Here is a 15,859-nt window from a genome sequence, read left to right as displayed (position 1 = left end):
TTGGTTGATAATAATCCGGGACTACTGATATACTTTGCTATCAGTTAAATCTACCGGGACTAAAATGGGATATCCCCACACTGGGTGCCTGATGTCCTGCCAGCTCTGCTATCAGCTTACCCGTAGCCGGACCAAGGCTTAGCCCCATCATGGCATGTCCTCCTGCCAGCAACAGGTTATCTGTTCCTTTCGCATATCCGATAAATGGCAGGCCATCCGGCGTACAAGGCCGGAAACCGTGCCACACTTCATTTTTATCCGGCATCGTGATATTTAAGTTCTCAAAATACTGACCAATAGACTGCACAATTCCTTCCACCCTTTTCATATTCACCGTATTATTAGCAGGCGCAATTTCCATGGTACCGCCAAAACGTAGTTTGCCACGCATCGGCGTAAGTGCTACCCTGGCCTCACACAAAATGGCAGGTACCTGCAGGCTCACGGCTGGTTGGTTTAAAGTGACAGAATATCCCTTCCCGGGTTGCAAGGGAATGTTAATACCAGCCATGCGGGCAATCGCCGCACTCCAGGAACCTGCTGCCACCACAAACAGATCAGCCGTATGACTTCCGGCAGCAGTAATCACTGCTTTCACTTTTCCATTACTGCTTATTATCTTTTCTACCTGCTGGCCTCCTGTTATTTTCACGCCCCGTTCCTGCAATGCCCGCAATAACTGTTGCATCAGGCCGTTTGGGTAGAGGTGTGCATCACAACGATAGTGTACCCCACCCAATACATTCAGTTGTACCGCCGGTTCTAATTGCTGCAATGCTGCTTTATCCAGTACAGCAGCATCCAGTCCCATTTTAACCGCTTTTTCTGCCAGGTGTGCTTCTTCATCGCGTACCGCCGCTGTTTTGTAATACATGATAATACCTTTCTGCTCCATGCCAAAGTTGAACCCTGGCGTAGTGGCCAACTGCTCATACAAATGCCTGCTCAGCAAATTAATATCCCGCAGTGGTGCAGCCGCCTGTTCTACTTTAGCAGCCGTAGCACTTTTCATGAATTGCCAACCCCAGGAAAATAACTCCCTGCTGAGCCTCGGCTTTACATAAAAGGGACTGCGGCTGTTGAACATCCACCGGATCCCTTGCTGTACCATACCAGGTGCAGCAAGTGGTACAAAGTGACTTGGTACAATCATTCCCATATTACCATAGGAACAATTGTTCGATAAATCACCTTTATCCAATACCGTTACCTCCCATCCATCCTGCAACAAATACCATGCACTGCAAAGACCTATGATGCCGCCACCTATTACAACTGCTTTCATGAATTATCTATTATTAATCAAAGACGGTTTCATCTCCTTTATCGTTGTTTATATTACCTGAAATCCATGAACATAAGGATCCTCCTCATCCATCAGGATAGTATTAAACCCCATCACCATGGCCCACCCTTCAATACCAGGTACAATAGCCGGTTTACCACCTACTGTGGTAACTGCTTCTACTGTTCCTGTAAACCGGGAACCGATAATACTTTCATGAATAAAACGGTCGCCTTCCTTTAGCTTTCCTTTAGCATACCACTGGGCCATCCTTGCAGACGTGCCTGTACCACAGGGCGACCTGTCAATTGCCTTATCACCATAAAAAACGGCGTTGCGTGCAGTAGCCTCCGGCGACAAGGTAGCCCCCGTCCATAACAAATGGCTCACCCCATGGATGTTTTCATTTTCGGGGTGAACAAAAGTGTATTTTTCATTTAACCGTTGCCGGCATACCCGGCTCCATGCTACCAGTTGTTCTGCCTTATAATGTTCCAGTCCGGGAAAGTTTTGCTGCGGGTCTACAATAGCATAAAAATTGCCCCCATAGGCCACATCTACGTGCAATGTGCCCAGGTCGGGGCATTCCACTTCCAATGCTGCTGCAGCTAAAAAGGATTTTACATTCACCAGCTTCACCGACTTTACTTTGCTGCCTTCCTGTACATAGGTTACCAGTACTAAACCTGCAGGCGTTTCCAACCGTAATTTACCTGGCACCTTTGGCGTGATCAATCCCTGCTCTATGGCAATCGTAACAGTGCCAATCGTACCATGCCCACACATAGGCAGGCAACCACTGGTTTCTATGTACAATACCCCGGCATCATTAGCCGGATCATGCGGCGGATAAAGAATACTGCCACTCATCATATCATGACCCCTTGGCTCAAACATCAACCCTTTTCTGATCCAGTCATATTCTGCCAGAAAGTGTAATCTTTTTTCCATCATATCATTTCCCTTCAACACGGGTCCCCCTCCTGCCACCAACCGGACAGGATTACCACAGGTATGCGCATCTATACAAAAGAATGTTTTCATTTGTTAAGCGATGAGCTATGAGCTGCTAATCTTGGGCTACTCATAGCAGAAATATTAACAATCAAATGTTAACCACGAACTGCCTACAACGTACTATTATCCGCTTTAATCAGCCTGAAACCCCATTCTCCGGTAATGATCATACAGGAATATTCAGATAAGCAGGCAACGCAGGGCGGTTGGCCAATGCGTCCTGGATCACTTTAGTTACCCGCTGGCGCTCTTCTCCTTCCAATACCAATCTTGGTGCACGTACATACTCCGAACCAATACCCGTTGCTTCAGCGGCCATCTTAATATACTGTACCAGCTTAGGTTGTATATCCAGCTCCAGTACCGGCATAAACCAACGGTAAATAGCCAGTGCTTCCTGTATCCGGCCTGCTTTAGCCAGACGATAGATAGCCACCGTTTCCTGTGGGAAAGCATCCACCAAACCAGCTACCCAGCCATCTGCCCCGATCAGCAAACATTCCAATGCCAGGGTATCTACACCGCCCAGGATACGGAACCGGTTACCAAAACGGTTAATCATCCGGGTCACATTCGTCGTATCACGGGTAGACTCTTTTACGGCCTGGATATTAGGCAACGCTGCCAGCTCCTCAAACATATCCAGGGTAACCATTATTTTGTAATCGATCGGATTATTATAGATCATCAATGACAGGGAAGTATTCGCTGCCACCGCTTTGAAAAAAGCTACCGTTTCCCTGTCGTCTGCCTTATAGCGCATTGGAGGTAAGAGCATCAGGCCATCTGCGCCTGCTTTTTCTGCAGCATGTGCGCTTTCTATGGCTGCCCGGGTAGTTTGTTCAGCAATATTCATGACCACCGGCACACTACCTTTCAATTGCGATTTGGCATGGGTTACCAATGCATATTTTTCTTCATTCAGCAAACTACTTGCCTCTCCCAGTGATCCCCCCAGGATAATACCATTTACACCAGCAGCCACCTGTGCCGCGAGGTTCTTATCAAACATGCTGTCATCAACCTGGTCATTGCTTGTAAAAGGCGTTAATAATGCAGGGAATACACCTTGCCAGTTCAGTTGTTTCATAATTATAGTGGAGATTTTGTTCTGTTAACAAATGTAACCGGCCTTCAGGGAACGTTTGGGGCTATAATTAATCATTTCTTTACCAAAATTAACCCCATTTCCGTATCTTGTAGATACAACATAAAAATTTCAGCAAATTTTGAAAGTCCTTTCTTTTAAAATACCTGTAGCAGAAAAAGCTACTGTCATTGTACAAGAGGACAAAATGCCTCATTTTTATGATCACCTCCACCAGCACCCGGAGATACAGATCAGCCTGATATTAAAAGGAGAGGGTACACTGATAGCGGGGAATTATATGGGTTTGTTTGCGCCGGGAGATATTTTCTGGATAGGTGCCAACCAACCTCATATCTTTAAAAGCGACCCCGCCTATTTTACCGGTGATCCTGCTTTATATATTCATGCACTTACCTTCTTTTTTCATCCCTCTCAAACGGGAGGAGAATTACTCCAGCTCCCTGAGATGCAGCAACTGCTGGAAATGGTAAAACATTCTGCCAACGGGTACCGGATCCTTCCGGGAAATAAAGCGCAGCTTACACAACTATTTGAGGACCTGTTCCGGCACGAAGGGGCCTATCGCCTGGTTTCCTTTATCCAATTGCTGGATAATATTTATAGCCGCTGCCAACTGACACCCTTATCTGCGGAAAAAAGCGACTGGAATTTCAGTGAAGAAGAAGGAATGCGGATGAATGAAATATACCAGCATAGCATCCGGCATTTTCACCGTGATATTACATTACAGGAAATTGCAGGTATTGCCCATATGACCGTACCTGCATTTTGCCGGTACTTTAAAAAACGTACCCGAAAAACATATATCCATTTTGTAAATGAATTAAGAATCAGTCATGCCTGTAAATTATTAAAGGGCGAAAAGGACCAGCCTTATGCGATGGTAGCTTATGAAGCCGGCTTTAATAATGTAACCAGTTTTAACCGCACCTTTAAAGCTATTATGGGGCATGCACCAGGTGCATATCAGAAACGTTATCAGCAAACAGAAGGTAGAAAAACTTCCTGATACGCCAGTGTGACAGCTATTCTGCGATGCCGGTGCAGCAATTGCCGGATAATAGTTACCTAAGCGTCACAGTGGCAGCAAAACAACCCACGAACGGGAAGGGCCCGAACCTTGTAATCAATAAACCTGCAGGTAATGATTGTTGATTTCATTTTCAAAAAAACGCCATGTACTTCCTGATCTCTTTAGTAAGCATTATATTGTTTTTCTTCATCCGCAGCCAGCTTAAAAAACGGGCAAAAAGAAGGAAGGCGGTACCTGTTGATCTTGTCCAGTTATTGGAGCAGGAAGTACCCTATTATCAACAGTTAAATGCGAATGAAAAAAATGTCTTTAAACAAAAAGCTACCAGGTTCCTGCGGCGTACCCACATTGAAGGAGTAGGAACTGCGGTCACCAATCTTGACAGAGTACTGATTGCTGCCGGTGCTATCATCCCTGTTTTTGGGTTTAAAGACTGGGAATATTTTAATCTTACCAATGTAATCCTCTATCCGGATACTTTTGATGAACAATACCAGTTTGAAGGCGACCGCCGTCATATATTAGGAATGGTAGGCAGCGGCTCCCTGAATGGCCAGATGATCCTGTCGCAATCTGCTTTAAGAGCGGGCTTTTCAAGTATATACGACTCCAGTAATACCGTTATACATGAATTTGTACATCTGCTGGACAAATCAGATGGCATAGTAGATGGTATGCCGCATAATCTGCTACAGGACCGCTACAGCGAAGCCTGGCTAAACCTGGTACACCAGGAAATTGCACGCATCAATGAAGGACTATCCAATATTAATCCCTATGGTGCAACCAATGACAGTGAATTTTTTGCAGTGATATCAGAATATTTCTTTAAACAACCGGTGCATCTGGCTGCCCATCATCCGGAACTATATGCTATGCTTAAACAAATTTTCCAGCAGGATCCGGCCAGTAAAGTTACAGCTACCTGGGTTGCAGGTTAAAGGCTAACACATTATCATCAATAGCATAAAAGGGCTTGCCTGTAGCAGACCGGCTAAGTATCCCCGGTGTAGTTCCGATTCCCAGCCGCTCCCCTTTTTTTACAACAAGTTCTTTTTCTACAAGCGCCTGAAAACAGGCAGCTGTGCCAGCCGCAATATATCCTTTCTTTAAAACACGCCCCTTTTCTCCCGGCAGCATATCATCCAAGGCAATACCTCCTATCTTATGCTCAATACCGGTTGCTCTCCGGAGTTTTCCGGCAGGATCATATACTACGGCCATCCCTTTCTGAATAGGTTCTTTTGCTACTGCGCGCGTTACATAATCCGTAAATTCAGGGAAATAGTCATTCCCGGCTATCCATAGTGATACCTCTGCTACCTCTCCAATTACCGCCTGAATAGCTGCAATGATCTGCTGATTGGAATAGGCCGCAGGAATACTATCACTCTTTATACCCTCCCCAATGTAATCCTGGTTAAAGACTACCTCATACTTTTTGCCGTTTACTATCATGCGCAGTGTTTTAGGAGTAACTGTACAATTCCCTAACCGCTTACCCAGTGATTTAATATAAGTGTTCTTTACCGTGCTTTCCTCCCCTACATCAACACAGCCCCTGGCATATGCTTTTATAACCCCTTTTCCTTTTCTGCGTACATAACCTCCTGATTGTACCTCGCCCGTTACCGTGGTGGAATACCGGTGGCTATTTTCATTATTCCCCATTATCAAAGCAAAAGCGCTGCTCGTGGTATCTATACTTACGGCACCACCATCTGATGCTTTCGAGGTAATTTTCAATACTTCCCCTCTGAAAGCTGGCAACCACAAAAAAGGGCTGTTTCCATGACCGGTTATTTTCAGGTCACAATGATTATAATGCTGGTCCTCTCTTTTATAGGACAAATAAGGCACATCATTCGCCTGCATGATATAACCATCATCCCAGGTGCAATTTTCCAATCTTACCTCATCCTGCTGATGGCTGCCCAGGCTTTGCAAACAGGCCAGCAACCTATGTTCGCCCGTTCCATTAAACCGGCAATTTCTGAAGATCAGTTTACTGGCCTTATTGAAATTACTATTGGTATGCATATAGAGCGGCCAGGAAGGAGATTGAAATATACATTCTTCTGCTACTATTACCTGTCCCTGTGATAATCCCAATCCGAGGGGATGCCAGCTTTTCCAGCGGGCAGCATCCCCCTCGTTGCCATAATGGATCAATGTTACCTCTTTGAAAGAGGTATATACATCAGACAATCCTGTAGCTCCGCCATCAATATGAACAGGATACCGCAAATTATGGGCTGTTATGGTAAGGTTCTTTATGCTGCTGTTATGGGCATGCCAATACATTGTCTGATAACTCTCATAAGAGAATGTAGCGCCCAGATTATCAGGCAATTCTCCGCGGATGATCACTTGCTCCCGGTCTGTACCTTGTAAGGACACATAGTCTTTTCCCCGGATAAAGGCGTAGTTGCCGGGACCGCTCTCCTTACTATTGAAAGCAGCTACTTCCAATGCCGCATACTCCCCCGGATAAACCTTAATCAGATAAGGTTTATCCGGACCGGCATCCCTGATATTTTCTATCGCATCCTGAATAGCCCTGTTGCCGGAAAAATCACAATCCTTACCCGCAACCCCATCTTTCCTTACAATGATCACCACCGGCATAACAGTATCCTGCTTGCTGACAAGTGAAATACTTTTCATGCTACCTGGAGAAGCAATCTCTTTGTGCATCCCATACACATCCGTATACCAACTACCTGTCAGGCTTAAAAATATAAACAGCTTCCACATACTATTTGCTTTTAGTGACTGCCTTTAAGCTGATTCCTTCCAGCTGTATGCCGGCATCAAAGGTGCCAGGTACTTCCCAACCGATATTCATTCCGGATACATACATATCTTCCAGTGTTGAAGATTTCAGAAAGCCGTTTTGCTGTGCTGTTTCGAATGCTTTTTTTATTGCCGGATGCAGATCTATTGATATCGGAGTCCATTGCCGATCATGCAAACTGCCATCAAACACTTCTTTTCCGGAAAGGCTGTAGATAAATTTGCCGGTAGCATCTTCCTTCCCCTGATCTTTTTCCTGGTATGCCGGGATATCTTTATAACGGTAATCATACAACGGCACACCAAACCAGATAAAATCTTTGTAACCGGCAGAGTTTTTATTCAGGTTATTTACAACCAGATACAATGAAAACTGGGCAGTATGCAATCCTTCATCATACTTACCTGCTTCGGTTTTATTATCACAATACATGAGCCTGGCACCCATCTTTAGCAACAATGCATTCATCTTATTCACACTTATCACCTGATTAAACTCCTGTTCGAGCAACAGATGTGGCCAGTCTTCATTAGCCTTTCGTGGGGCCTTAAATTCGCGGGAAGCCAGTACTTCAAAACTGATCTTCGCAGTGTTACCTTCCTGTTGAAACGTAATTTTCTTTCCGGTATCGCCATAAGCGATACCACTATCCAGTTGTTGCGGTTGCCTGGCGTCTAAACTATACCGGCTCCCCCATTCCGCCAGCTTCCATACTGATTGCCCGTTCTTCCTCTTAAAAGGAAATAGCGTATCCTTATCACCGGGAGCAGCGGAATTTGCACCTCTCAAAACAATCCCCTGTGTAAAACCAGGATCTGTAATGAGCGATACCGTTCCTGGCGGATCTGCTTTTGCAGCCGAACCGGATGTAATGGGCTGGGTGCTTGTACAAGCACCCAGTATAGAAACAAAAATGATCGTTAACCTATTTTTCATGTCTTGTATTTAAATCCTCCTGATCAGTTGGCTACCAGGCTCAGGTTTTTTATTTGCATCGTACCAATATTCAATCCCGGACATTCCCACCCCATTGTAAACAGCGAAATCTTATAATCATTGAAGCTCTGGGACTCTGTTAAGATACCACGATTCCAGGCTTCATTAAGGCCATCTTTTATCAACGGCAGAATATCTCCGCTAACCGTCTTCCACTGCCCTACCGTAAGACCGGTAGCAGAAAATGGGGCGAGCCCTACGTCATAAATGAGTTTCCCGGTAAAAAGGTCCGTAGATATAGACTTCCCTGGAAGCGGATACCTGTCATCAAATAACATCACCAGGAAATACATCGACTTTCCATAACCTGGATTGCCCGGTCGCAGGTTTTGTATCAGAAAAGTACAACTGAATTGAATAGCATGGATGGCTGCATTGTAACCTGCTTGCTGATTGCGGGTATGATATTGTAACAGCGCATCAATGTTGAACTGCACATTCGCAAGACTACCAATAAAAGGTGTTGCAGTACCCAGCCAACCATCAGGGTCTGCAATCTTCTGATCTGCCAGCAATGCGGGGAATGGATCTGTTGCTCCCCGGTAAACATTATTGAACTCACTTTGTCCGTTCATCGCAAAGATCAGGCTTCCATCTGCCGAGGTAACCGGCCCCAGGGTAACCGCCTTATTGGGGTTAGCAAATTGGGAAGAGCCGGAACCTAATACCACCGGTGTAGCACCATAAATACTGGATGCACTATACCACTGTGCCAGGTTCCATACCGGCGTTCCCAGTCCGGAATTATACTGCAATGGCCCCTGTACTACTCCTGTAACAGGATGTAACACATTAAACCCCTTTTGAAAATCCTGGTCCGTCAACAATGATAACGGGCTCAGCAGCGTCGCGCCTGCCCCCTTCATGGACGACTCCTGCATATTCACCGTTGCAGGAGTATCTGCTTGTACCTGCTGTTTAGTACAGGATATTAAACCTCCGCTACACATTGCCAACACCATCCCAGATAAATAGACTTTAATTGTATGGATCATGTTTTTGCGTTTTAAGTATCAGTTATTAATAACCTGGATTTTGTTCCAGCGGGCTTAATTCAATTTCTGTTCTGGGTATCGGGAACCATATTTTGTAAGGTTTCCAGTTTGTTTTAATGACCGGCACAATGGTATTCCATCTTCCTTTATCATTACTTAATCCTGCCAGGGAGGCCCCCAGTTTTCCAAACCGCACCAGGTCTATTCTCCGCCAGCTCTCAAAGCAGAGCTCACGGGAGCGTTCTTCCAACAATTCTTCCTTAAAATCTGTTTTGAAATAAGCAGTGGTTAATCCGGCTATATCAGCAGGTGCAGCTGCCGCCCTTTGCCGTACTTCTTTTAAGAGGGCTCTGGCACCTGGCTCATCTCCGGTATAATACAATGCCTCTGCATGTAATAACAGGATATCTGCATAGCGAAGCAGTAAGATATTTCCATCTGACCACGCCTGGGAAATCGTTTTGGTAACAGGGTCGCGGTACCTGAATTTACCCACACAGAAGTTGCCATTCCTGGGATCTGTACAGGGCAGCGGAATAAAGTATTTTATTCCTTCAATAGTTTCTGTCTGTCCTAACGGATCCAGGTAAAGCGTCATATTGTGCGCCCTTCTGATATCCGCCTCTTTATACTTATAAAAAAGCTCTCCTGTGGGCCGGAACCATCCATATCCGCCACCAGCAACACTGCTGCCTATTGGCACCTGCCAGAACAACCAGAGGTTATAATTACCGTTTACGGAGCTGGTACTTCCCTGAACGGTAAACAGGCTTTCTTCTTCCTGTTGTTTCCTGGTAGTTTCCCTGAAAAGATAATCGTAATGTTCCGTAAGTTTATAGCCGCTTTTGCTGACAATATCTGTCGTCACTGTCTTTAGTTTGTTATACATATCATCCGCGTCCACCCAGCTAAAGCTATTCAGTGCAAAGTTCAGCTCCTGTCCTACATTGTTCTTCTTACAAGCAGCCAGATAGGCATACACCTTCGCCAGATATCCTGCCGCCGACCATTTATTGGCTCTGCCTGACAGGCTTGCACGATGAGGCAGGGTTTCATAAGCTGCCTGAAGATCAGCAATAACCAGCTCATACACTTCCTGCAGGGGTGCACGCGGTACCGCAGGATCCTGTACGGATGATTTGTACACAGGTACGCCACCATACGTAGTAGCCAGATACATATACAGCATGCCCCGTAAAAAATGTCCCTCCCCGATCATCTCTTTTTTCCGGCTCTCATTTACAGCAGTTTGTGATATATTTTCCAGCAGGTAATTCACCCGGTTTATCCCTGCATAAAGAAAAAACCAGTTGTTCCGGATCGTTTCATTCTGACTGGTCACATCGGCAGTACCAAAGGGTGCATAGTTAGGATTGGTAAAACCGTCCTGCGTTACCAGTTCATCAGTCCCGGCACTTAACATAAAGGGCATTGCTACCGCAAAAGATTCACCAAACCCTGTTCCCTGAACAGCTGTAGTGTTCAGTATACTGTAACAACCTGTTAGTCCCAGTTCAGCATCTTCCGCTGTTTTATACAAACTTTCTACTGTATTAAAAGAATAAGGTTTGGTATCAAGATACTTGCTGCAGCCAGTGATCGTAATGATCAGCAATAACAGGTATATTTTATTATTAACTATTTTCATGGCAGGTTTTAATTAAAATGAAACATTCAATCCAAATACATACAACTTAGACCTTGGATAGGAAATACGGTCAAATCCAGGCAATAAGGGATTACCTGAATCCAGCTCCGGATCATAACCGGTGTATTTTGTCCAGGTGATCAGATTAGTTCCGGTAAAGTAGAGCCTTACACCGGAGATGCCTATCCTGTTTGTTAAAGCTCCTGGAAGCCTATACCCCAGCGATACATTTTTGAGTCTTAAATAAGATGCATCTTCCACATAATAACTCGAAGCCAGTGTAGCCGTTTTATTCAGTGCGTTAAAATCTCCGTAGCGGTTGGTTGGGTTTTCCGGTGTCCAGCGGTTATAAAAGAAGTCTTTGGTGATATTCATCCAGGTATCCAGTACTCCTCCTTCCAGCTGGTACAATGATTCATTAAAAACCTGGGCGCCATAGGAACCTTCGAAAAACAGGCTCAGATCAAATTGTTTAAAGGAGAAGCTGTTCGTGATCCCTCCAAAAAATTTGGGCTGACTTCTGCTGATAGTGGTGCGGTCATGGTCCAGATCTATTACCCCATCGTTATTCAGGTCTTTGAAACGGAACGATCCCGGACGCACATTTACACCTGCTACCTTCAGTAGTTTATCCTTCAGCTGATATTGCCTGTCTTCATGCGGGATAGCCGGATCATTATTATTCTGCCAGGTAAAATCGTTAAGCTGATATACGCCGTCAAAGACCAAACCATAAGCGGTACCTATTGGCTGGCCTACAGTAACCCTGCCTACATCCTGTATCCACCCACCTCCCATTGTAACAGGGATAAAGTTGATATTACCGATGTTCTTTACTTCGTTCCTGTTGCTGCTGATGTTAAAATTTGTCTGCCATTTGAAATATTTATTATCAATATTGGTGGAGGTTATCCCCAGCTCAATGCCTTTGTTGTCCACTCTTCCCAGGTTTTGCCATTGCTGCATATATCCGGTACGGCCGGGCACATATGCAGGCAGCAGCATATCTCTGGTTATTTTGTTATAGAGGTCCAGGGTGAGCGCTACCCGGTTATTGAGTATACCTATATCCAACCCCGCATTATACTGTATGGTTGTTTCCCATTTCAGGTCAGGGTTGGCACGGGAAGCCGGGGCCAGTCCCAGGTTGCCGTTATAATACGCATTTTCCAATGCCGAAAGATATCTGTAGGAAGCAATACGTTCATTGCCCGTTTGCCCGTAACTAAGCCTTAATTTCAGGTTGCTGAAAGTTTGTTGTGCTTTCATGAAAGGTTCTTCTGTTACCATCCAGGAATACGCCAGAGAAGGGAAATAACCGAATCGCTTACCCGGACCAAATTTATCAGAGCCATCCGCCCTTAAAGTGGCTGTAAATAAATGTTTGGCCAACAGCGTATAGTTAATTCTTCCGAAGTAGGAAAGCCGCTTGTTAACATCGCGGTAAGATCCGGTGGCTTTTACATTAGTGCCTTTATTAATATCATTGATACCGGTGGATTCATCAGCAAAATTTGATTTCTGCAATGAAAAGAACTCGTAATTATACATATTCGTTTCGAAGGCAACCATCGCATTTAAATAATGGTTTTTATTGAACCATTTCTGATAGGTCAGCTGATTGGTATTAAACAAGGAATAGGCACGCTGTTCCTGAATAATTCCCAGACCATTATCTCCAACACCCCAGCTGGTACGTTTACCATAGAATTCCTTTCCTTTGGAACTGGTCAGGATACCACCACCGGAAATATTCAATGACAGGCCCTTGGCCAGCTCATAATTCACATAACCACTCAGGTTACTTTGCATAAAAGAAACATTCTTATATGCGTTGTTGACCATAGTAACAGGAGAAATATACTGTCCGGCCCTGTCCCATACCGGGTCATAAAATTCTACCGGTTTTGAAATGACCAGATTTTGCACCACCCCGTTAAACAATGCATCTCCGCCTCCACTCTGGGTAGCCCCGTTCAGTTCACTGAATGCAGTACTTACATTCAACCCCAGCTTCAGATTGGTGTTCTGCTCATGATCAATTTTTAAACGCAGGTTATACCGCTGGTAATTATTATTTTTTATGATCGCTTCCTGGTTAAGATACCCTGCGCCACCTGCAAAAGAAGTCCCTCCTTTCTTTCCGCTTACAGACAGATTATGTGTTTGGCTCACACCTGTCTGAAGGATTTCATCCTGCCAGTTATGCTTTTCCAGTTTATCCAGATCCACCGGTTCATCCTGGTCATTATACAAACCATCTTTGTTTGTATCCTTGTAGAATAATATTGTATTCGGACTTACTATTTTCCGGTAGGCCAGATATTCTTCCGCACTGAGTACCGGTAATTTCCTGGTACTGGATGAAAACTGCAGGTTCCCGTCATAGTTTATTACAGATTGTCCTGCTTTTCCCGATTTGGTAGTGATGATCACCACGCCATTTGCACCACGGGAACCATAAATAGCAGTAGCAGAAGCATCTTTCAGTACATCCACCGATTCGATGTCTGCAGGATTAAGCGTAGCCATAGGATTGGAGGCGGTACCGTTGCCTATGCTCGCCGCAGCTACCTCATTCGAATTAGCATCATAAGGTACCCCGTCAATTACAAATAAAGGGCTGGTCCCCCCATAGATTGTGTTGGAGCCCCGGATAGAAATATTCATGGCAGAGCCTGGTTCACCGGAAGAAGAAGCTACTTTTACACCCGCCAGTTTACCCTGAATGGCTTCCTGAAAAGAAGTGGCCTTGGATTGTCCGATCTCATCTGCCCTGATACTAGCCACCGAGCCCGTTAAATCACGCTTGTTTACTTTTCCGTAACCTACTACTACTTCCACCTCGCTTAATCCGGTACTTTGTGTCTTCATGGTAACATCCAGCGATGTCTGGCCACTCAGAACCACCTCCCGGGTAGTATATCCCAGGTAGGTAAATACGAGTATTCCGCTATTGGCGGGTAAATGCAGGGAGTAGTATCCCGTTTCATTTGTCACAGTACCCACCTGGGAATCTTTCCATCTCACACTCACCCCAATAAGCGGCGCCCCTTTCTCATCGGTGACCTTCCCTTTAATATCAACCGGAGGAGCGATCTCTTTTTTTTCATTAACTGTAACCGGCACGTTTTCCAACTGCCGCACTACTACCGTTTTCCTGATAATGGTATAGGTGAGCGGTTGCTGATGAAAACATTGATCCAGCACATTGCTCAGGGGCATATTACTGGCTGCAATGCTAACATTCCCAATGTTATTGAGCCATTCATCCCTGTACACAAAATGGTAACCGGTTTGTTTTTCAATTTTCTTAAATACTTCCTTCAGAGAGGTGTTCTTTTCTGAGAGTGTAACGTTTTGGGAAAAACCTGTAGCACTCACCTGTAAACAGATTACTAACAGGAATAAAGCCGTCATTTTCATTATCAACCCTATTTTGTTGACTAACAGGCATTGTTTTAACATGCCTTTTAAAAGCGCAATCAAATGCATAATTTTACAGTGTTTGGGTAAAGCCGGAATCAGTTAATAAATGGATCATTTGTTAATGGTTTGGCCCGGACGCCTGCCGGAGGTGGTCTCAACACTTCCGGCTTTTTTGGGCCAAAACATCCTTCATCTAAAGTTGTTTCAGTTCATAAGTGGTGTTTAATTTAAGTTTGGTTTTGGTTGATACGTGGAATAAATGGTTGTTTGTATAGCTATTACATGACAATTATTTTTTTATTCTCCAGCCGGTAATGAAGGCCACTTAATTCCAGTATTTTCAGTACTTGGGCAAGGGTGAGGTCCATGGCAATTTTTCCTGAAATATGTCCTTCCGGCATCTTTCCTTCATACACGACCTCTACGTTATACCAACGGGATATTTGTCTCATCACAGCGGGAATATCAGCACTGTTTAACTGGAATACCCCATTTTTCCAGCCTGTCACTTCTTCCAGGTCTACCTGGTCCAATACCTGCAGGGTACCCTGTTGATCTATATTCCCTTGTTGTCCGGGTTTCAGCAAAACTGCAGCTTCTCCGGTCTTTAACTGGATGGCTCCTTCCAGCAAAGTGGTTTGCTGCATTTTTTCTTCTCCATAGGCCATTACATTAAAGCTGGTTCCAAGCACGGCAATATCTGTCTGGTTTACCTTTACATGAAAAGGTTTTGCAGCATTTGCCGTCACTTCAAAATAACCTTCACCGGTCAATTCCACCACCCGTTGTTTATCTGTAAAAGCAGTAGGATAAGTAAGTGAGCTTGCAGCGTTCAGCCATACCCGGGTACCGTCTGGTAAGGTCACCCGGTATTGCCCGCCACGGGGAGTAGTGAGTGTGTTATAACTTACCTTGCCGGGGCTGCCGGTGTTATTGTAAGTAAGCTGTCCGTTACCAGCCTTTATAACCTGTGCATTACCCTGATAAAGTAGTGTACCATTTCCGGCGCTGTCCAGCATTATCTGAGAGCCGTCACCCAGTGTAAGTATTCCGCTATTACCACCGGGTGGCACATCATTTACCATCATACCCTGCAAATCTTCTTGCTGTGCTTTACGTCCATCATGGGACCACCAGAACCATATGCCCGCTGTAACGATTAAAAGTACTGCTGCAGCAGCGGTCAGCCGCTGCAGGGAAAATATACCGATATACTTTCTGTTTTTATGTACTGCCGGCAGTTGTTCAAATTGCAATATCTTATTCACAATATGCTCCCAATCCGCAGCTTTATATAAAGGATCCTTCTCTCCTGCTGCCATCAATTGCTGCAGGCTATCTCCCCATCCTTCCGAATGGTCGTGTGCGAGTGCTTCAAACAGCATAGTGCGTTCTTCAGCGGTTATATTGCCTGCAAAATATTGTTTTAGCAAATACTGTATCCGTTCCTTATTCAACATGTTAGGATTTGAGCTATGATTGATTGATGGATGCCCTCATTATATATATAACGCAGCAGAAAGTAAGAAGGACTGTTCTCTTTTAAAA

The 15,859-nt window shown here is 44.8% G+C and carries 11 protein-coding genes; 2 read left to right on the top strand and 9 right to left on the bottom strand.

The window, feature by feature from the left end; genetic code table 11:
- Positions 1 to 40: 40 nt before the first annotated feature.
- The 3 genes from ABR189_RS04195 to ABR189_RS04185 all read right to left on the bottom strand — a co-directional run bounded on the left by ABR189_RS04195 (position 41) and on the right by ABR189_RS04185 (position 3,392).
- Complete coding sequence (locus ABR189_RS04195; RefSeq protein ID WP_354659192.1) at positions 41 to 1,285, bottom strand: NAD(P)/FAD-dependent oxidoreductase; 1,245 nt, start codon at positions 1,283 to 1,285, stop codon at positions 41 to 43.
- 48 nt (positions 1,286 to 1,333) lie between these two features.
- Positions 1,334 to 2,329 carry a 4-hydroxyproline epimerase gene (locus tag ABR189_RS04190; RefSeq protein ID WP_354659191.1) on the bottom strand — a complete coding sequence of 332 codons (996 nt, stop codon included), beginning with the start codon at positions 2,327 to 2,329 and terminating at the stop codon, positions 1,334 to 1,336.
- A gap of 139 nt (positions 2,330 to 2,468) precedes the next feature.
- Positions 2,469 to 3,392: a dihydrodipicolinate synthase family protein gene (locus ABR189_RS04185; RefSeq protein WP_354659190.1), complete on the bottom strand. Its 924-nt coding sequence runs from the start codon at positions 3,390 to 3,392 to the stop codon at positions 2,469 to 2,471.
- Positions 3,393 to 3,531: 139 nt separating this feature from the next.
- Here ABR189_RS04185 and ABR189_RS04180 point away from each other — a divergent pair, with 139 nt between their 5' ends.
- A complete protein-coding gene (locus ABR189_RS04180; protein WP_354659189.1) occupies positions 3,532 to 4,422 on the top strand; it encodes a helix-turn-helix domain-containing protein in 891 nt (296 codons plus the stop codon).
- A gap of 167 nt (positions 4,423 to 4,589) precedes the next feature.
- Complete coding sequence (locus ABR189_RS04175) at positions 4,590 to 5,387, top strand: M90 family metallopeptidase (RefSeq protein ID WP_354659188.1); 798 nt, start codon at positions 4,590 to 4,592, stop codon at positions 5,385 to 5,387.
- Here ABR189_RS04175 and ABR189_RS04170 read toward each other — a convergent pair.
- The 6 genes from ABR189_RS04170 to ABR189_RS04145 form a co-directional block, all read right to left on the bottom strand.
- The gene (locus ABR189_RS04170; protein WP_354659187.1) at positions 5,368 to 7,203 is read right to left on the bottom strand and encodes a hypothetical protein; all 1,836 of its coding nucleotides are present in this window, start codon (positions 7,201 to 7,203) and stop codon (positions 5,368 to 5,370) included. The two genes, ABR189_RS04175 and ABR189_RS04170, sit on opposite strands and share 20 nt — an antisense overlap.
- A 1-nt stretch (position 7,204) precedes the next feature.
- Positions 7,205 to 8,179, bottom strand: a complete 975-nt coding sequence (locus ABR189_RS04165; RefSeq protein WP_354659186.1) for a hypothetical protein — start codon at positions 8,177 to 8,179, stop codon at positions 7,205 to 7,207.
- Between the two features lie 23 nt (positions 8,180 to 8,202).
- Positions 8,203 to 9,234 (bottom strand): hypothetical protein, encoded by a 1,032-nt coding sequence (locus ABR189_RS04160; RefSeq protein ID WP_354659185.1) that lies wholly within the window; start codon positions 9,232 to 9,234, stop codon positions 8,203 to 8,205.
- Between the two features lie 25 nt (positions 9,235 to 9,259).
- Entirely contained in the window at positions 9,260 to 10,882 is a 1,623-nt protein-coding gene (locus ABR189_RS04155; RefSeq protein ID WP_354659184.1) for a RagB/SusD family nutrient uptake outer membrane protein, read from the bottom strand.
- A 12-nt stretch (positions 10,883 to 10,894) separates the two neighbouring features.
- The gene (locus ABR189_RS04150; protein WP_354659183.1) at positions 10,895 to 14,308 is read right to left on the bottom strand and encodes a TonB-dependent receptor; all 3,414 of its coding nucleotides are present in this window, start codon (positions 14,306 to 14,308) and stop codon (positions 10,895 to 10,897) included.
- A 281-nt stretch (positions 14,309 to 14,589) separates the two neighbouring features.
- Complete coding sequence (locus ABR189_RS04145; RefSeq protein ID WP_354659182.1) at positions 14,590 to 15,771, bottom strand: FecR family protein; 1,182 nt, start codon at positions 15,769 to 15,771, stop codon at positions 14,590 to 14,592.
- Between the last annotated feature and the right edge of the window lie 88 nt (positions 15,772 to 15,859).

Source organism: Chitinophaga sp. H8 (genome assembly GCF_040567655.1).
Lineage (GTDB): Bacteria > Bacteroidota > Bacteroidia > Chitinophagales > Chitinophagaceae > Chitinophaga > Chitinophaga defluvii.
Note: the sequence above shows the minus strand (reverse complement) of the source record. Positions and strands in the feature narration are given on the sequence as shown.